The 18,473-nt window shown below is 38.9% G+C and carries 11 protein-coding genes and 4 tRNA genes; 9 read left to right on the plus strand and 6 right to left on the minus strand.

All coding sequences use genetic code 11. The annotated features are described in order from the left end of the window. Window positions 1–2: 2 nt before the first annotated feature. Complete coding sequence (locus A8M50_RS03850) at window positions 3–1,415, plus strand: YcjX family GTP-binding protein (protein WP_005644667.1); 1,413 nt, start codon at window positions 3–5, stop codon at window positions 1,413–1,415. A gap of 37 nt (window positions 1,416–1,452) precedes the next feature. Here the strand turns inward: A8M50_RS03850 and ppc are convergent, their stop codons facing one another. Both ppc and purR read right to left on the minus strand, forming a co-directional pair. After that, complete coding sequence (gene ppc, locus A8M50_RS03855) at window positions 1,453–4,092, minus strand: phosphoenolpyruvate carboxylase (RefSeq protein WP_005644691.1); 2,640 nt, start codon at window positions 4,090–4,092, stop codon at window positions 1,453–1,455. Window positions 4,093–4,275: 183 nt separating this feature from the next. Beyond that, complete coding sequence (gene purR, locus A8M50_RS03860) at window positions 4,276–5,286, minus strand: HTH-type transcriptional repressor PurR (protein WP_005637071.1); 1,011 nt, start codon at window positions 5,284–5,286, stop codon at window positions 4,276–4,278. Between the two features lie 354 nt (window positions 5,287–5,640). Between purR and dapD the strand changes: the two genes are divergently transcribed. Together dapD and A8M50_RS03870 are read left to right on the plus strand one after the other, a co-directional pair. Next, window positions 5,641–6,468: a 2,3,4,5-tetrahydropyridine-2,6-dicarboxylate N-succinyltransferase gene (gene dapD / locus A8M50_RS03865; RefSeq protein ID WP_005644842.1), complete on the plus strand. Its 828-nt coding sequence runs from the start codon at window positions 5,641–5,643 to the stop codon at window positions 6,466–6,468. A 300-nt stretch (window positions 6,469–6,768) separates the two neighbouring features. Further along, window positions 6,769–12,156 (plus strand): ESPR-type extended signal peptide-containing protein, encoded by a 5,388-nt coding sequence (locus A8M50_RS03870; protein WP_005644901.1) that lies wholly within the window; start codon window positions 6,769–6,771, stop codon window positions 12,154–12,156. Window positions 12,157–12,288: 132 nt separating this feature from the next. On the opposite strand, the gene purA is transcribed toward A8M50_RS03870, so the two are convergent. After that, window positions 12,289–13,587, minus strand: coding sequence for an adenylosuccinate synthase (purA, locus tag A8M50_RS03875; RefSeq protein ID WP_005644991.1), 1,299 nt, complete (start codon window positions 13,585–13,587; stop codon window positions 12,289–12,291). 129 nt (window positions 13,588–13,716) lie between these two features. After that, window positions 13,717–15,069 (minus strand): lysine-sensitive aspartokinase 3, encoded by a 1,353-nt coding sequence (gene lysC, locus A8M50_RS03880; protein WP_005644773.1) that lies wholly within the window; start codon window positions 15,067–15,069, stop codon window positions 13,717–13,719. A gap of 365 nt (window positions 15,070–15,434) precedes the next feature. Here lysC and A8M50_RS03885 point away from each other — a divergent pair. The 5 genes from A8M50_RS03885 (at window position 15,435) to A8M50_RS03905 (ending at window position 16,549) form a co-directional block, all read left to right on the plus strand. Next, window positions 15,435–15,511: transfer RNA gene (locus A8M50_RS03885), tRNA-Met, on the plus strand. A 5-nt stretch (window positions 15,512–15,516) separates the two neighbouring features. Beyond that, window positions 15,517–15,601, plus strand: a tRNA-Leu gene (locus tag A8M50_RS03890). Window positions 15,602–15,629: 28 nt separating this feature from the next. Beyond that, a tRNA-Gln gene (locus tag A8M50_RS03895) sits at window positions 15,630–15,704 on the plus strand. Window positions 15,705–15,750: 46 nt separating this feature from the next. Further along, a tRNA-Gln gene (locus A8M50_RS03900) sits at window positions 15,751–15,825 on the plus strand. Between the two features lie 151 nt (window positions 15,826–15,976). Further along, window positions 15,977–16,549: a DUF2726 domain-containing protein gene (locus A8M50_RS03905; protein ID WP_005644654.1), complete on the plus strand. Its 573-nt coding sequence runs from the start codon at window positions 15,977–15,979 to the stop codon at window positions 16,547–16,549. 93 nt (window positions 16,550–16,642) lie between these two features. Here the strand turns inward: A8M50_RS03905 and rplY are convergent, their stop codons facing one another. Further along, window positions 16,643–16,930 (minus strand): 50S ribosomal protein L25, encoded by a 288-nt coding sequence (rplY, locus tag A8M50_RS03910; protein WP_005633680.1) that lies wholly within the window; start codon window positions 16,928–16,930, stop codon window positions 16,643–16,645. A gap of 224 nt (window positions 16,931–17,154) precedes the next feature. On the opposite strand from rplY, the gene A8M50_RS03915 reads away from it, so the two are divergent. Next, a complete protein-coding gene (locus A8M50_RS03915; protein WP_005644884.1) occupies window positions 17,155–17,751 on the plus strand; it encodes a DedA family protein in 597 nt (198 codons plus the stop codon). Between the two features lie 71 nt (window positions 17,752–17,822). Here A8M50_RS03915 and ribE read toward each other — a convergent pair whose 3' ends face one another. After that, entirely contained in the window at window positions 17,823–18,437 is a 615-nt protein-coding gene (gene ribE, locus A8M50_RS03920; protein ID WP_005644993.1) for a riboflavin synthase, read from the minus strand. Window positions 18,438–18,473: the final 36 nt, after the last annotated feature.

The following is an 18,473-nucleotide window of genomic DNA, read 5'->3' on the forward strand; positions in this document are numbered from 1 at the left end:
GAATGTTTAATAAGGTTCAAAACGAAATCAATCAAATTATTAATCGTGGTTTTGACCGCACTTTGCGTTTAGCGGTAACAGGGTTAAGTCGGAGTGGTAAAACAGCGTTTATTACAAGTTTAATCAATCAACTTCTCTCCATTAATCAAAATTCATCACAGCATTTGCCACTATTTGAAGCAGCTAGAAATGGTGCGATCTTGGCGGTAAAACGAGTATCTCAACAAGATCTCAGCGTGCCACGTTTTGATTATGAAAGTAATTTAAATGATTTGTCACAAAATCCGCCTCAATGGTTTCAGTCTACTCGTGGCGTGAGTGAAACGCGTTTAGCAATTCGTTTTCAACGTCAATCTGGCTTGCTACGCCATTTGAAAGAACGTGGCACGCTTTATCTGGATATTTTTGATTATCCTGGTGAATGGCTGCTCGATTTGCCGTTGTTAAATCTAGATTTTCAACAATGGTCGCAAGAGCAAATCAAGGTCACAACTGGCGTTCGTGAAGAATTGGCGCAGAATTGGTTTTCCATGTTGCAGGATTTGGATTTAAGTGCGGTCGCAAATGAAGATGTTTTAGCCAAGATAGCGAAAAGTTATACGGATTATTTACACCAATGTAAGTCGCAAGGCATGCAATTTATTCAGCCTGGGCGATTTGTATTACCGAGTGATTTAGAGGGGGCGCCAGCATTGCAATTTTTCCCATTGATTCATCTTTCGGAAGAACAGTGGAAAACCTTGAAAAAAACAGCTAAATCGAATAGTTATTTTGCCGTGCTGACAACACGTTATAATTATTATCGCAATAAAATTGTGAAAGGTTTTTACGAAAATTATTTTTCTACCTTTGATCGTCAAGTTATTTTGGCGGATTGTTTAACGCCTTTAAATCACAGTCAGCAAGCCTTTTTAGATATGCAAATGGGCTTAAATCAGTTATTTAATAATTTCCATTATGGCAGCAGAAATTTTCTTCATCGTTTATTTTCTCCACGAATTGATCGATTAATGTTTGTTGCGACGAAGGCGGATCATATTACTCGTGATCAAATTCCTAATTTAGTGAGTTTAATGCGCCAAATTGTGCAAGAGGGCGGTCGCCATGTGGAATTTGAAGGAATCGATACGGAATATACCGCCATTGCTGCTGTTCGTACCACAAAGCAAGTGATTGTGAATCAGCAAGGAAAAGAAATTAAAGCAATTCAAGGGATTCGTTCTATTGATAAACAACCGATTACGCTTTATCCGGGAACGGTGCCAAGTAAATTACCAAGATCAGAATTCTGGCAAAAACAACCGCACTTTGATTTTGATAGTTTTGAACCTCAGCCTTTGGAACAAGGCGAAACGATTCCTCATTTGAGAATGGATGCGGTTTTACAATTTTTATTAAGTGACCGATTTGAATAAAAAAGTGCGGAAAATTTTCCGCACTTTTTTCATCTTTCTAGCCCGTATTGCGCATCCCAGCCGCGATACCTGTGATAGTAATCATCAATGCTTGTTCCACATCGGGATTGACTTGCTCTGGATTTTCACGGAAACGGTGAAGCAATTCCACTTGCAGTAGATTGAGTGGATCCGTGTAGATATTACGTAATGCGATTGAATCTGCAATCCAAGGTAAATCAGACATCAATTCACTTTGGTGAGAAAGTGAAAGCACAGTTTGAATATCATCTTCAAGTTGCTTACGTAAATTTTCGCCTAAATACCAAAGTTCTTTTTTCACTAATCGTTGATCATATTGTTGGGAAAGCCAGGTATCTGATTTACTAAAGACCATTTCCAACATACCGATTCGCGTTGAAAAGAACGGCCAGTTTTCGCACATTTCATGAATAATATCGCCTTTGCCTTGTTCAATAATCTGACGGATAGAGGCTCCGGCGCCCAACCAGGCGGGTAGCATTAAGCGATTTTGCATCCAGGCAAAAATCCAAGGAATCGCGCGTAAACTTTCCACGCCGCCATTTGGATTGCGTTTTGCAGGGCGAGAGCCTAGCGGCAATTTTGATAATTCCTGTTCTGGCGTCGCACTGCGGAAATAAGGCACGAAATCTTTATCACCACGAACTACACCGCGATAAATATCGCAAGAAATAGAGGAAAGCTCGTCCATTATAGTGCGCCATTCTGGTTTCGGTTCTGGTGGTGGTAAAAGATTTGCTTCTAAAATGGCGCTGGCGTAGAGATCAAAGGTTTCTACTGCTACAGCTGGTAAACCCAGTTTGAAGCGAATCATTTCGCCTTGCTCTGTTACACGTAAACCATTTTTTAGTGAACGAGGCGGTTGAGAAAGTAATGCCGCATGTGCTGGCGCACCGCCACGACCAATGGTGCCACCACGTCCGTGGAATAAGGTGAGTTCAATGCCAAGTTTTTCTGTTAAATTCACTAAGGCTTCTTGTGCACGATATTGCGCCCAAGAAGCAGCCATCATTCCAGCATCTTTTGCTGAATCCGAATAGCCAATCATTACCATTTGACGATTATTGATCACGCCACGATACCAACCCACATTGAAAAGTTGAGTCATGACTTTTTCGGCTGCATCTAAATCGTCTAAGGTTTCAAATAGTGGCACAACAGGAATGTGATATGGCACCCCCGCTTCTTTTAAGAGTAAATGAACGGCTAAAACATCAGAGGCACTGCGTGCCATCGAAATAACATAACACGCAATGACACCTTGTTTTTGTTGAGCAATGACTTTACAAGTATCTAAAATTTCTTTGGTTTCAGGTGATGGCGTCCAGTTTTGCGGAATTAATGGACGGCGAGAGCTTAATTCGCGAATTAAGAAAGCCTGTTTATCGTCTTCTGTCCATTGAGAGTAATCACCTAAACCAATATAGCGCGTGATTTCAGCAATGGCATCGGTATGACGTGTGCTTTCTTGGCGAATATCCATTTGAGAAAGTGTCATGCCAAAACAGCTAATACGGTGCAAAATATTCAACAATGAACCATTTGCAATAATGCGCATACCGCATTGAATTAAAGATTGATAACAATCGTAAAGCGGTTCCCAAAGTTGATTATCTTCTAAAATAATCTCACTTTCGGATACGCGCGGTGTGCGATCTGATAGGTGATCATCAAAATAAGCTAATGTTGCCGTAAGCTGATTGCGTAAATTTTTCACCACGAAACGATAGGGTTCTAAATGTTTACCGTATTTAGCACGAAATTCATCACTACATTTCACCATTGAAAGTTCATCGGCTAATTTGCTGATGTCTTGTAAGAATAAATCCGCTGCTTTCCAACGGGCAAAATAAAGTACTTTTTTGGTGATTTGTGCGGTGACAAATGGGTTTCCATCACGGTCGCCGCCCATCCAAGAGGAAATTCGTACGGGTTTTAATCCTACTGGCAAATCGTAACCTAAAAATTCACGGGCGGTTTCGTTTAGTTGACGTAAAAATTCTGGAACAGCTTGCCACAAACTGTTTTCCAACATCGCAAAGCCCCATTTGGCTTCATCAAATGGCGTTGGGCGAACAGTACGAATTTCGTTGGTATGCCATGCTTCAGCGATTAAGCGAAGTAATAGACGCTCAATAATATTGCGTTCTTTTTCCGTTAAATCATGATGTTCTAGCTTGCTTAAACATTTATTGATTTCAATGTGTTTATGAATGAGTGAACGACGTGTTGTTTCTGTTGGATGTGCCGTAAGAACAAGCTCAATTAATAATTTTTCGACTGTTTTATGCACGTCTTCCACTGAGGCATTTTGTTCTTTTAATCGTTTGAAAAGTTCGCTTAAGGATTGAGAAGAACTTTGTGCTAGAGAATGTTCACGAGAAATCGTTTGATATTGTTCAGCTATGTTAGTGAGGTTTAAAAATTGGCTGAAAGCACGTGCGACAGGAATAATATTTTCATTAGAAATACTACCGAGCGTGTCGAGCAATTCTTGTCTTGCTTTATCATCACCCGCACGAGAATTACGAGACAGTTTACGAATATTTTCGATTAATTCGAGAATATCGGCACCTTGGGCATCGTTGATGGTTTCTCCGAGAAAACGCCCTAACATACTAATGTTATTGCGCAGAGTGGTGTACTCTTGTGTCATAGGAACTCCTAAAAGTAAAAAATAAAATTCGCAAGTTGACGATAGATATAGCTAAAAACGGAAGATAGGGCAAATGCTATTCATAGAAACCTTGAAGATAATCAAGAAAAGCTAAAAAATAGATAAAAAAGAACCGCACTTTTTATAGATTGTTTAAAAAGTGCGGTTTGTTTTTAATAAATTTTATAAAATTGATTTAACGGATTTTCGAATAATAAGCTCAGGGCCAATGTCAATACGGCTATATTGCTGAACGCCTTGATCTTTTTGGCTAATACGCTCTAACAAGATATTCACTGCCTGTCTGCCTAATCGTAGCTTCGATTGGTGAATGGTGGTTAATGGTGGCGCATAGAAACGTGAAGCATGAATATCATCATAGCCGATAATGGACATATCATCTGGCACGCGTAACCCTTTTTCTGTCAGTGCAGAAATTGCACCAAGCGCCATCACATCGTTACAACAGAATAGGGCGGTCGGTAATTCCTCTTGAGCCAGTAAGCGATTCATACATTCATAACCGTCTTCAGGTTCAAATGCACCTTCGAAAATCCAAGGTTTATGCACTTCAAGATTCGCATCAGCCATAGCTTTTAAAAAGCCTTCATAACGAGTTTTTGCAGTGGTTTTATTGAGTTCACCGCAGATAATCCCGATTTTTTTATGACCGCACTCAATGAGGTGTTTGGTTGCTAAATATCCACCATCAAAACTATGATCATCAATTACATCGGTATTAGCATTTGGGCCCCAATCCATCACAACCATTGGAATACTGGAAAAGGACGAAAGCAAATCCAATGAATCTTGCGTATATTCAGAACACATCACAAGCAAACCATCTACCCGTTTTTTCGCCAACATTTCCAAATGGTTTTTGACTTTTTCAGGTTCATTTTGTGTATTACATAAGAACAACGAATAACCTTGTCGATAGCAATGTTCTTCAACAGAATGAATAATCTCCGCAAAATACGGTGCTTCACTGGTCGTCACAATCATCCCAATGGATTTCGTGGTATTGACTTTTAAACTGCGCGCCACGGCACTGGGTGAATAATTAAGTTGCTTAATTGCTGATAACACCGCTTCTTCCGTATCTTTTGCAACGAAGCGGGTTTTATTAATAACATGAGATACGGTTGTGGTGGACACGCCAGCCATTTTTGCGACATCTTTAATTGTTGCCATATTTCGATCCCCAAAAAATTTTGCCTATTATAAAGGTTTGTAAAAAATTTCGTTACTTTTATTGAAATTTTTTTGTAAAAGAGATGATTTTCTTAAAACAATCTTGTTACAATGTGGCATCATTTTTAGTGAGGAGAAAAACATGAGTGATTTTGGTTATGCAATGATTGCAGTTGTATTGAGTATGTCAGTCGTTTGTGGTTTAGCGCTTTCAATTTTTTAATCAATTATGTTTTAGGATCACCGCAGTTTGTTTTAATACAAAGTGCGGTGATTTTTTTAGGTGTTTTGCGCCGCAAGCGAAAATATGATAAAACAGATTCCATCTTATTCACATAAAACATAGGAAATACAATGTCAAACTTACAAGCAATTATTGAAGCTGCATTTGAGAAACGTGCAGAAATTACACCAAAAACCGTTGATGCAGAAACGCGCGCGGCAATTGAAGAAGTGATCGAAGGATTAGATTCTGGTAAATACCGTGTTGCAGAAAAAATTGATGGCGAATGGGTAACACATCAATGGTTAAAAAAAGCGGTTTTACTTTCATTCCGTATTAATGACAACCAAATCATTGACGGCGCAGAAACAAAATATTACGACAAAGTAGCATTAAAATTTGCAGATTACACCGAAGAACGTTTTGCTCAAGAAGGTTTCCGTGTTGTGCCTTCTGCAACGGTGCGTAAAGGTGCATACATTTCTAAAAACTGTGTATTAATGCCATCTTATGTAAACATTGGTGCTTACGTTGGCGAAGGCTCCATGGTAGATACTTGGGCAACGGTAGGTTCATGTGCACAAATCGGTAAAAATGTTCACTTATCTGGTGGTGTAGGCATTGGCGGCGTATTAGAACCATTACAAGCTAACCCAACCATTATCGGCGATAACTGCTTTATTGGTGCACGTTCAGAAGTGGTCGAAGGCGTTATCGTAGAAGATGGCTGTGTTATTTCAATGGGCGTGTTTATCGGTCAATCAACTAAAATTTATGATCGTGAAACCGGCGAAATTCACTACGGCCGTGTACCAGCTGGTTCTGTAGTGGTATCAGGTAGCCTTCCATCAAAATGTGGAAAATATAGCTTATACTGCGCAGTTATCGTAAAAAAAGTGGATGCAAAAACTTTAGGTAAAGTTGGTATCAACGAATTATTACGTTCTATCGAAGAATAATAAAAAACTTTATAAAAAAAGACCGCACTTTAATCATCTGCCCTGAAAAGTTAGCTTAAATACTAACTGATTAAGGGCAGATTTTTTATTTTCCTAGGTAATTATTTTTCACAATATATTAGGATATAGCATGCAAACGTTTACATATGTAAATATATGTAAATTTGGGGCTAAATTGCTTGACTTATATTTTGTCGCTGTTAGTATGCGCGGCGTATTTTTCAGGTAATAGGGCGGTTTATGATAAATAGATCGCTCTTAATTTTATCACCTTTTAACTTTTTAATAGGAGAGATATTTATGAATCAAATTTTCCGTGTAATCTGGAACCACGCAACACAATCTTGGGTTGCCGTTTCTGAATTAACTAAAGCACATAAAAAACAAAGTCGTAACTCACTGAAAGCGGTATTAGGTGGGGCATTAGTATTGTGTAGCATTAATACTGCAGAAGCAGGTGTTGCTATTGGGAGTACTTCTAATAATACAATAGATCAAGGTACTGCTTTGGCTAGTGGCAGTGGTGTTGCGATTGGTAAGAATGCTAATGCAAGTAAAGAAAATAACAATATTGCTATTGGTGATGATACTAATGCTAATGGAGCATATAACATTGTCATCGGTAAAAATGCCGTAGCAGGTTCTGATGGTAGAGGTAATGAGAGAAGGGTTGGTCAATCTGTAGCGATTGGTGGCGGAAATAAGCCATGGGAAGGAGCTAAAGCCTTTGGAGACCAATCTGTTGCGTTAGGTTCTAATACAATGGCATATGGTAACTCTTCTATTGCTATTGGTAATGATGATGTAGATAGAGCGGTAGCAGCATCTACAACATATACAAATGCTGATGGAAATACAGTAACAGGTACTGTTGGTGAAGCCTATACAAACCTTACAGGTAAAAACTTACGTAATGATGGGGGACCTTATAAAGATACTAAAGCTGGTGAAGCAGCTGTGGCTATCGGTGTAAAAGCGCAAGCTGGAAATATTTCTGTGGCACTTGGTACAGGTGCGAGTGCGGAGAAAGTGAATGCGGTTGCAGTGGGTTCTGGCGCGACAGCGACATTTGATAACTCTGTAGCACTGGGTGGCGGTTCTACAACAGATAAACCTGGTACTAAACAAACCTCTACAACGGTTAATGGGCATACATACAATTGGAGCGGTGGTTCTACAACGGGTAAAGGTGACGTAGTATCTATTGGTAAAGCAGGTTATGAACGTCAGTTAAAGAACGTAGCTGCTGGTGAAGTGTCTGAAACTTCCACTGATGGTATCAACGGTTCTCAGTTATACGGCATTTTGAATAACATGACGATAGATCCAACATTCTTATATGCCGGTGACGATGCTGATAAAGGCGAAGTAACAGGTGCAAATGCGGATGCAAAAAAAGCGGATGCAACAACGAAAAAAATCGTTGTTAGAAGCATGAAAGATGGTCGTTTGAACTTGTTAGGTGGTGCAGATAAAACTAAATTATCTGACGATAACATCGGTGTGAATTATGAAAATGGCAACACCTTAAAAGTTAAACTAGCGAAAGACTTAAAAGGATTAGATAGCACTAACGTAGGCGGTATTGTCACTAATGCTGATGGCATTAACATGAATAACAAACCGATTACGAATTTAGCTGAGGGAACGAAACCAACTGATGCAGTTAATAAATCACAGTTAGATAAAGTCGCAACAAATAATATTAAACTTGGCGGTGATTCAGGAACTACTGATGCTCAGCAGCTAGATAAAACTGGTGGTTTACAGTTTAATGTGAAAGGTACAAATGGCTTGACTACAACAGCCAGCGGTACGGATGTAACCGTTAAATTGGATGATACCACTAAAGCTAAAATTGATAATGCGGCGGATAAAGATTTAAGCAATATCACTCCTGCTGGTGAAACCAAAATAAAAAATCTAGTGACTTGGAAGGCGAAAGGCACTTCAACGGAAGAAGACGTAAGTGATAGTGAAAAAGCGAATGATACCGATGGTACAACAGTAGGGGCGGACGGTACATTAACCTTAAATGCAGGTAAAAACTTGCGCTTAAAACACAATACTACAACCAATACCTTCACTTATGCGTTAAGTAAAACGTTAACGGATATTACCAGCATTGGTGGTAACGGAACCACTATGACTTTTAATCCTGAGGGTGTAGATTTTGGTGGTAAAAAAATCACCAATATTGCCCCAGGCACAGATGATAAAGATGCCGTGAATAAATCACAATTAGATGCGGCTGTAAATGGTATGGCGGCGAAACCATTGTCATTTTCCGGTGATAATAAAGAAGCTGGAAAATTTGACCGCACTTTGGGTACTGAGGTTAAAGTTGTTGGTGGTGAAACAGAGGCATCTAAATTATCCGATAACAACATTGGTGTGATTGGGGATAAAACTGATACTTTAACGGTTAAATTGGCGAAGTCGTTAAAAGGCTTGAGTAGTGTTGAAGTAAAAGATGATGCTGGCAACACCACGAATATTACTCCAAATGGGATCACTATTTCACAACCAGAGAAAGATGGTAAGAAACCTGACAATGTATCTTTGACAAAAGACGGTTTAAATAACGGTGGTCAAAATATCACTAATGTAGCGGGCAACTTGCCAGGTGCGAAAAAAGATACAACTGCACCAACTACAGCTTCTGAAGGTCCGTCTGCAACAGATTTGCCAAATATCACAAATAATGCAGCCACTGTCGGTGATGTGTTGAATGCCGGTTGGAATTTACAAAATAATGGTGACGCGAAGGATTTTGTAAAACCATATGACACTGTAAACTTTATTGATGGTGAAGGTACAACAGCTGAAGTAGAAACTACAGATGGAAAAGTGTCCAATGTTACATACCATGTAAACGTTGGTGCTGGATTAAAAGTAGATGATGACAATAATGTTACGGTAGATACAGGAGACATTACAAACAACAATGGGGCTCCAACTGTAGCAGATGCTGATAAAGGTAAAGTGGCAACTGTAGATACAGTGGCGAAAGCTATTAATAATTCCTACTGGATTGCATCCGCGACAAAAGGCAATGACAAAATTGGCACAGACGATAACGTTAAGCCTGGCACTACTGTAACTTTCGATGCTGGTAAAAACATTGAAATTGATCACAGCACTGCAAATAAATTTACTTTCAAAACAGTAGATAATCCAGAATTTAAAACTCTTGATTTAAATGATGGCGCTGGAAATAAAGTTAACTTAGCTCCAACAGCGGATGGCCTAAAATTAGGTAAAGGTGATAAGAATGAGCCTGTTAATATTACGAATGTGACCTCCGGTTTGCAAAAATATGGAAATGCGAAACCAGATACTAAAGATTTGGTTAATTTAGACACTCCAAATGTATCTGATAACACAGCTGCTACAGTAGGTGATTTACGTAACATGGGTTGGGTTGTTGGCACACCAGAAAACAAATATGTTGATACTGTGAAAAATGCTAATAAAGTAGATTTCAAGGCTGGAGCTGGAGTTTCTGTAACGGGTAAAACTAATGATAAAGGTATTCGTGAAATTACGATAGCAGTTAAAGAGGGTGAAGTTGTAAAAGACGGTGATCTTACTGCAATCGTCAATGGTGAAAGTACCCCAGTAACTAAAGTGGGAGACAAGTACTATAAAACCTCTGATATCAATCCTAAAACAGGTAAACCTGTCGATGATAAGGTATCAGCAGTAACACCAGATAAAGGCACGACACCAATTGCTAATGCAGGTGACGGCTATGTAACAGGTAATAAAGTTGCAACAGCGATTCAAAAATCTGGTTTTGTTGTTGGTAAGCAAACAGAAACATTATCGGATGCAGACTTTAAAAATGAAGATGAAAAAGTGAATCCTAATGATGAACTTCGTTTTGCAGACGGTAAAAATACAAAAGTTAAGTTGGCAACGAAAGTCGCTGTTGATAAGGAAGGCAATAATGTTACGACTACAACAGTGAAATTTGATGTTGATACAGGCACGGTTACAAGTAATAAAGATGGTTCTGTTTCAGGTCCAGTTACGCCTGAAATGCAGAAAGCCTTAGATGATGCTAAAAAAGCATTAGCGGATGCAACCACGCCTGAAGCGAAGAAGGCTGCTCAAGATAAGGTTGATGCTGCACAGGCTAATATTGATAATGTTGGCAACCCAATTGCAACAGTTCAAAATATTGCGGATGCAATCAATAAATCAGGCTTTACTTTAAAAACTTCAGAAAATGGTGGTAAGAAACTTTCTGGCGATGATGAAATTATCAATCCAGGTAAGAAAGTTGATCTTGCAGCAGGCAAAAATATGACTGTGAAACAAGACGCTGAAGGTAAAGTCACTTATGCAACAGCAGATGAAGTAAACTTTAGTAGCGTTCAATTTGGTGATAATGGTCCAAAGATTAATGCTGCAGGTGATAACATCAATATTGGTGATAAAGACGGTAATCCAACAAAAATTACGGGTGTTAAAGCAGGTGATATTTCGCCAACAAGTACAGATGCGGTAAATGGTGCTCAAATTTATGCATTAAGTCGTGGTAATGTACCAAATGTGGAAAACATCACAGTAACAAACCCTGATGGTTCGAAAACAACTTATAAAGATATTGTTGTTGATGAGAATGGTACACCAATCTTAAAAACCTATAATGTACAAGGTCAGAAAGAAATTATCACTAACTCAGTGGTTGAGGCTGTTCATAATATGAATGAACAAGGTATCAAGTTCTTCCACTCTAATGATGGTGTAAATCGTCCTAAAGTGGAAACTGCAAATAGTTTTGACTCAAGTGCAAGCGGTAAATTTGCGACAGCAATTGGTAAAAGCTCTGTTGCCCATGGTGATAATGCTGTTGCAATGGGGAATGGCTCTAAAGTATTAGGTAATGACTCTATTGCAATCGGTACAGGCAATATTGTTGAGGCTAATAACTCAGGTGCCTTTGGTGACCCTAACGTAATTAAAGCTGATGCAACGGGAAGCTATGCATTTGGTAACAATAACGTGATTACGACAAAAAATACATTTGTATTAGGTAATGATGTTAATAATGCGGGCAACTCCACTTCGAGAGAAGGCACCGTTGAAAACTCTGTATATTTAGGTAATAAATCAACAGCAACAGCTGGAGATGGAAGCCGTACAGCAAGTTTATATAACATTAAACAAGATGGTACGAAAGGAACAAGTACTACTGCTGGCTCTGTAGGTACGGTAACCACAGCAACTGTAGGTAATATGACTTACGGTGGTTTCCAAGGAGCGAAAGCAAATGGTGTTGTTTCAGTTGGTGCAGCAGGAGATGAACGTCGTATCCAAAACGTAGCGGCGGGTGAAATTTCATCAACTTCTACCGATGCAATCAACGGCAGCCAGTTGTATGCCGTGGCTAAAGGTGTAGGTAATCGTATTAATAACTTACAAGGTCAGGTTAACAAATTAGGCGACCGTATGAATGCGGGCATGGCGACTTCTGCAGCGATGGCAAACTTGTTACAACCGCATAAACCGGGTCAATCTGTGGCAACAGCAGGTGTTGGTCAACACAAAAACCAATCTGCCGTAGCAGTAGGTTACTCTCGTATTTCTGATAACGGTAAATACGGCGTTCGCTTCTCAATGGGTGCTAACACTCAAGGTGAAGTGACAGGTGGTGCAGCAGTAGGATACTTCTGGTAATCTAGTCGCACTTTATAGTGAATAAATTAAAGGGCTAAGTTCTGTAAATAGGACTTAGCCCTTTTAGTTTAATATGAAAACAAGATAAAAAAAGACCGCACTTTTAAAGTGCGGTCGAAAACCTAAAAGAAATTAAGCTGCGAATGGATCACGTAAAATCATGGTTTCTACACGATCAGGACCTGTTGAAAGAATATCAATTGGTACCCCAGTTACTTCTTCAATACGTTTAATATAGTTAATGCAGTTTTGTGGTAATTTATTTACATCTGTGATACGGAAGGTATTTTCTTTCCAACCTGGTAATGTTTCATAAATTGGTTCTACGCCTTCCCAATCTTTTGCGGCTAATGGTGCATATTCAACGATTTCACCATTTGGCATTTTGTATGCAACACAGATTTTAACTTCATCAAAACCATCTAATACGTCCAGTTTAGTCATGCAGAAGCCAGAAATAGAGTTGAGTTGGATTGCACGGCGAATGGCGACGGCATCGAACCAACCACAACGACGTGGACGGCCTGTTACTGCACCAAATTCGTTACCTTTACGCGCAATTTCAGCTCCTACATCATCAAATAATTCTGTTGTGAATGGGCCACCACCTACACGAGTACAGTAAGCTTTGATGATACCAAGTACATAGTCTAAGTTACGCGGGCCAAAACCAGAACCAGTTGCAACACCCCCAGCCGTTGTGTTTGAGCTGGTTACATACGGATAAGTACCGTGGTCGATATCCAACATGGTACCTTGCGCACCTTCAAATAAAATGTGCTCACCATTTTTGCGTGCTGTATCAAGAATTGTAGTGATGTCTGCCACCATACCAGTGATTACATCGGCAATTGCCATTACATCATCTAAGGTTTTTTGATAATCGACAGGTTCAACTTTGTAGTAGTTCACCAATTGGAAATTATAGTATTCAAGGATGTTTTTGAGTTTTTCGGCAAAGGCTTCCTTATCAAATAAATCGCCTACGCGTAAACCACGACGAGCCACTTTATCTTCATAAGCTGGGCCAATACCACGACCAGTTGTACCGATAGCTTTTTTGCCGAGTGCTGCTTCACGGGCGTGATCCATAGCCACATGATAAGGCAAGATTAAAGGACAAGCTTCAGAAATTAACAAACGTTCACGAACTTTAATACCACGGCTTTCAAGTTCGCCCATTTCTTTCATTAATGCTTCAGGTGAAACCACAACGCCATTACCAATTAAGCAAGTTACGTTTGGATGTAACATACCAGATGGAATTAAACGTAATACGGTTTTTTCTCCATTGATGATAAGTGTATGGCCTGCGTTGTGACCGCCTTGGTAACGAACTACGTATTTTACGCGATCCGTTAGAAGATCGACGATTTTCCCTTTACCTTCATCGCCCCATTGAGCGCCTAAGATAACAACACTTTTTCCCATAATTTCCGCCTTTTATTCGGTTAAATTAGTCAAATGAACAGCCGTTTACTTTACTCTTTTTCGGCTTTAATCTCAATGATATAAAAGAAAAAGTGCGGTGATTTTTCACCGCACTTTAGGCTTTTTACTTTATTCAAATAAAGATTTGTGTAATGAACGAACGACTTCGTCAGCATGTTCACTTTGCACGAGCATACAAATATTGTTGGTGCTTGCGCCATAACTAATCATGCGAATGTTGTAAGATTGAAGAGTATCAAAAATACGTTTTGCTACACCAGAAGCAATATGTAAGTCATTGCCGATTAATGCGACTAATGACACGCCAGTATCTACTTTTACTGAACAATATTGACGAAGTTCATCTAATAATTCGGTTGAAAGTAATTCCGCTCCTGAAGATGCTGAACCAGTTTTATCTAATGTTAATGCAACGCTCACTTCTGATGTGGTGATTGTATCCACCGAAATTTTGTGTTTAGCCAAAATGTTAAATACATTCGCTAAGAAACCTTGTGCATGCAGCATACTTAAGCTCGAAAGAGTGAGTAAAGTTTGATCTCTGCGTAGTGCGATAGCACGGAAAGTTGGACGAGGTTGAGGATCGCGAGTAACCCAAGTTCCGCCCGCTTCTGGGGCTTTACTTGAACCCACATAAACCGGGATATTGCTGCGTACTGCAGGGAGTAATGTGGCTGGATGTAGCACTTTTGCGCCAAAGGTTGCCATTTCAGCGGCTTCTGCAAAACTCATGGTATCAATTCGTTGTGCAGTAGGAACAATGCGTGGATCGGTTGTGTAAATACCCGCAACATCAGTCCAAATTAAAACGTCTTTTGCATTTAATACTTCGGCTAACAAGGCGGCAGAGTAGTCACTACCGCCACGGCCTAATGTGGTTGTTTTACCACTTGGTTCACGCCCGATAAAACCTTGAGTAATGACTAATTCACCTCGGTCGATTAATGGTTTTAAAATGCTATCGCTGTTTGATTGAGTTTGTTCATCATTCGGTGCAGCTTTACCAAAATGGTTATTGGTTGCAACAATTGTACGTACATCAACCCAAGTGCCCGATGTGTTTTGTTCACGTAAAATCTCAATAAAGATTTGAGTTGACATCATTTCACCGTGGCTGATGAGTTCATCGGTTAATGCGGGAGAGGTTGCAAGACTAGCTGCTTCAGAAAGTGCGGTAATATTTTCAAGATATTTTTCAATAATTGGACGAACACGGCTGTCGTCTTTTAATTCATTCAAAATATTCTCTTGAATTTGACGGATTTCACCGATTAATTTTTCACGTTCCGTAGCCTCTACACCATTTGCTAACGCGACTAATAAATTCGTCACACCAGCTGATGCAGAAAGCACAACTACGCGTGTATTTGGATCAGCGATGACAATTTTTGCACAAGCTGTCATTGCCGCATGGTTGGCTACAGATGTTCCGCCAAATTTGGCGACTGAGAGATGGGACATAAGATACTCCATTGATGTTGTGTGTTTTTTTATATAATTAGCTATACAAATAACGAGTTAGCTTTTTATTGTCAAATAGATTTTGGTTTAAAATTTAGAGAGTGTTTGTTTTTTGAACATAACTATATTTAGATATGATCTTTGTCATAAATCTGATTATGACAAGAGAGAAAAATTAAAGCGTCAAACTAAATAATCTCGTTGGTAATTCAGACTATAAATGCGTAAAAAATAATTGATGTGTTTTATTAATAATCAAATGAAAGGGAAAATCCAAATATTTTAAAAAAAGTATTTGACGAGTATCACCAAAATCAGCATAATACGCCCCGCAAAGCCGATATGGTTAGGCAAATTAAGGTAATGGCTACATAGCTCAGTTGGTTAGAGCACAACACTCATAATGTTGGGGTCGCAAGTTCGAATCTCGCTGTAGCCACCAAATTTGCGGGACTGGCGAAATTGGTAGACGCACCAGATTTAGGTTCTGGCGCCGAGAGGTGTGTGGGTTCAAGTCCCTCGTCCCGCACCATTTATCGCTTTGTAAGTCAAATAGTAGTTGGGGTATCGCCAAGCGGTAAGGCACCGGGTTTTGATCTCGGCATCCCTAGGTTCGAATCCTAGTACCCCAGCCATACTATCAAATAAATCTTCTTTATATCTAATCAAAGATTTATCTGTTGGGGTATCGCCAAGCGGTAAGGCACCGGGTTTTGATCTCGGCATCCCTAGGTTCGAATCCTAGTACCCCAGCCATATTTTTTAAATTCTCATAGTTCTAACAAAAGCTAGTTTTTTGTCTTATCTAAGGTTGTTTTGCGATCCAGATCTCAAATACATTTATTTGTAATATAAAGTAATATTCTATTAATGCTATCTTGTTTTCCTGTTCATTTAGGAGAACAATATGGAATTTTCTTTGCAATACATCATTATTTTCATTTTTGTTATTTTATTTGTAATTGGCTTATTTTCATCTAAATCAAGATCAACTCGTCGTAATGCAAAGAATAGTCGTCTTTATCTTTCGACAGAAAACAAAATTAATATTGTGAATAAAAATGATCATCTTGATGTCGTTATATTGAGTAAGTATAAAAGAAAAACCTTGATGAATGAGAGTGAATATCAACTTTTTCTTCGTTTAGAAAAGTTGTTATCTAAAGGTTATCAAGAGTTCGGTTTATTTACTCAGGTTTCAATGGGAGAGTTTTTAGAATCAATAGATAAAGAGCCCCATTTTGCGATAAATAGTAAACGAGTAGATTTTTTGATTGTGGATAAGAAAGGCTATGCCGTAATAGTAATTGAATATCAAGGGCAGGGACATTATCAGGATAATGCGGCGAAGCGTGATGCAGTGAAACGGGAGGCTTGTCGAAAGGCTGGAGTGATTTTTTTAGAATTTCAGCCAAACTATGGAAAAGCAGAATTAGAATTTGTTGTTGAAAATTTAAAACGTTATTTGATAAAAAATTAAAGTTTAGGTATTTATTGAAAAATAATTAAAATATTCAGAATAAAAAAGCTAAGATTGATATCTTAGCTTTTTTACTTTGTTCAAATTTATGAATTACGCACGTTTGAAGTCAATGTGAACCAATTTTGGTTTGAATGGGTGACGTTGCATCGCTTGTACTTTAACTGCAACTTCTTTACCACCGATCACTAAAGTGATCACTTCAGAATAGAAAGATTCATGTGCTTGCGCGTTGTTTAATTCATCATGGTTTAAGATGATTGAAACTGGCTCTTCGCTGCCACCATAAACGATTGCAGGGATTTGACCATTGTGACGCAGGCGGCGGCTCGCACCCTTACCTTGCGCTGTACGAACTTCAGCGTTAAATTTAAATGCCATTTTAATGTTCTCTTTAAATTAATGTTAAAAGAAAGAAAATTGCAGGCGACCCAGCAATTTTCCAAATATTATTCTCAAAGACAAGCACTGGCCACGCTTTGAGACGGCAAATTATAGAATATCCCTCTCTTCAAAGCAAACTTTTTCTAGGTTTTTTACCCTGAAAAGATTAGAATGCTTAGCAGTTTTTTACGATATTTATAAAAAAATAAAGTAGGAAGATTATGGAATTTCTGATTGGATTTTTTACTGATTACGGCTATTGGGCTGTTCTTTTTGTTTTAATTATTTGTGGATTTGGTGTGCCGATTCCTGAAGATATTACCTTGGTTTCTGGTGGCGTCATTGCGGGGCTTTATCCAGAAAGCGTTAATTCACATTTGATGTTGCTAGTCAGTATGATTGGTGTACTTGCGGGTGATTCTAGTATGTATTGGCTTGGTCGTATTTATGGCACAAAAATTTTACGTTTTCGTCCAATGCGTAAAATCGTGACGTTACAACGTTTAAGAATGGTGCGTGAAAAATTCAGCCAATATGGCAACCGTGTGTTATTTGTCGCACGTTTTTTACCCGGTTTGCGTGCCCCAATTTATATGGTCTCAGGCATTACTCGCCGTGTAAGTTACGCACGTTTTGTCTTAATTGATTTCTGTGCTGCCATTATTTCTGTGCCAATTTGGGTTTATTTAGGCGAACTTGGTGCAAAAAATTTAGACTGGTTACATGCTCAAATCCAAAAAGGTCAAATAGTGATTTATGTGCTTATCGCTTTACTTGCCCTATTCCTTTTCTGGAAATGGAAAAAATCGAAAAAATAAACGAAGTCATCAACCAAAAGAGCGGTTAAAAAATTCTGTGTTTTTTTAACCGCTCTTCTTATTTCAATAGGCTATAAATTTCTTGCTTTCAGATAATTTTCCACTGTATCCACAATGGCTTGTGTTTGAGGATCGATTTCGATATTCACAATATCGCCCACTTTACGTTGCCCCATTAAGGTTCGTTGCAAAGTTTCAGGGATTAAATTCACACAGAATTGCGTGCCTTTTACTTCGCCAATAGTCAGACTGATGCCATCTACCGCAACAAATCCTTTCGTTAAAATATATTTCATTAGATCTGCGCTTGGCAGCTCAAACCAAATTTGTCGGTTATTTTCACTAGCGATAATATCTGAAATTTTTGCGGTGCAATAAATATGACCAGATAATAAATGTCCGCCAATTTCCGTTCCCATTTGCATAGCACGTTCGATATTCACATGATCGCCTACTTTCAATAAGCCTAGATTCGTAATTCTTAAGGTTTCTTGCATGAGATCAAAGCTAACTAGATCACCGTTGACTTCAGTCACGGTTAAACATACACCATTATTTGCCACCGATGCGCCAATTTCTAGGTCTTTACGCATTTCAGGTGGTAATTTTACCACTTGTGTTCTAAAATTAGCCTTTTCTGTAATTGAATGAATAGGCGCAGTGCCTTGTACAATTCCGGTAAACATATTTTCTCCTTTTCTAAAAATTTTTCTTAGTATATC

The sequence above is a fragment of the Haemophilus haemolyticus genome (genome assembly GCF_001679045.1).
GTDB classification, from domain to species: domain Bacteria; phylum Pseudomonadota; class Gammaproteobacteria; order Enterobacterales; family Pasteurellaceae; genus Haemophilus; species Haemophilus haemolyticus.

Bases quoted from the DNA above. Each gene is read 5' to 3' on its own strand.
- A8M50_RS03850 (WP_005644667.1), top strand. From the start codon at position 3: ATGTTTAATAAGGTTCAAAACGAAATCAATCAAATTATTAATCGTGGT.
- ppc (WP_005644691.1), bottom strand. From the start codon at position 4,092: ATGACACAAGAGTACACCACTCTGCGCAATAACATTAGTATGTTAGGG.
- purR (WP_005637071.1), bottom strand. From the start codon at position 5,286: ATGGCAACAATTAAAGATGTCGCAAAAATGGCTGGCGTGTCCACCACA.
- dapD (WP_005644842.1), top strand. From the start codon at position 5,641: ATGTCAAACTTACAAGCAATTATTGAAGCTGCATTTGAGAAACGTGCA.
- A8M50_RS03870 (WP_005644901.1), top strand. From the start codon at position 6,769: ATGAATCAAATTTTCCGTGTAATCTGGAACCACGCAACACAATCTTGG.
- purA (WP_005644991.1), bottom strand. From the start codon at position 13,587: ATGGGAAAAAGTGTTGTTATCTTAGGCGCTCAATGGGGCGATGAAGGT.
- lysC (WP_005644773.1), bottom strand. From the start codon at position 15,069: ATGTCCCATCTCTCAGTCGCCAAATTTGGCGGAACATCTGTAGCCAAC.
- A8M50_RS03905 (WP_005644654.1), top strand. From the start codon at position 15,977: ATGGAATTTTCTTTGCAATACATCATTATTTTCATTTTTGTTATTTTA.
- rplY (WP_005633680.1), bottom strand. From the start codon at position 16,930: ATGGCATTTAAATTTAACGCTGAAGTTCGTACAGCGCAAGGTAAGGGT.
- A8M50_RS03915 (WP_005644884.1), top strand. From the start codon at position 17,155: ATGGAATTTCTGATTGGATTTTTTACTGATTACGGCTATTGGGCTGTT.
- ribE (WP_005644993.1), bottom strand. From the start codon at position 18,437: ATGTTTACCGGAATTGTACAAGGCACTGCGCCTATTCATTCAATTACA.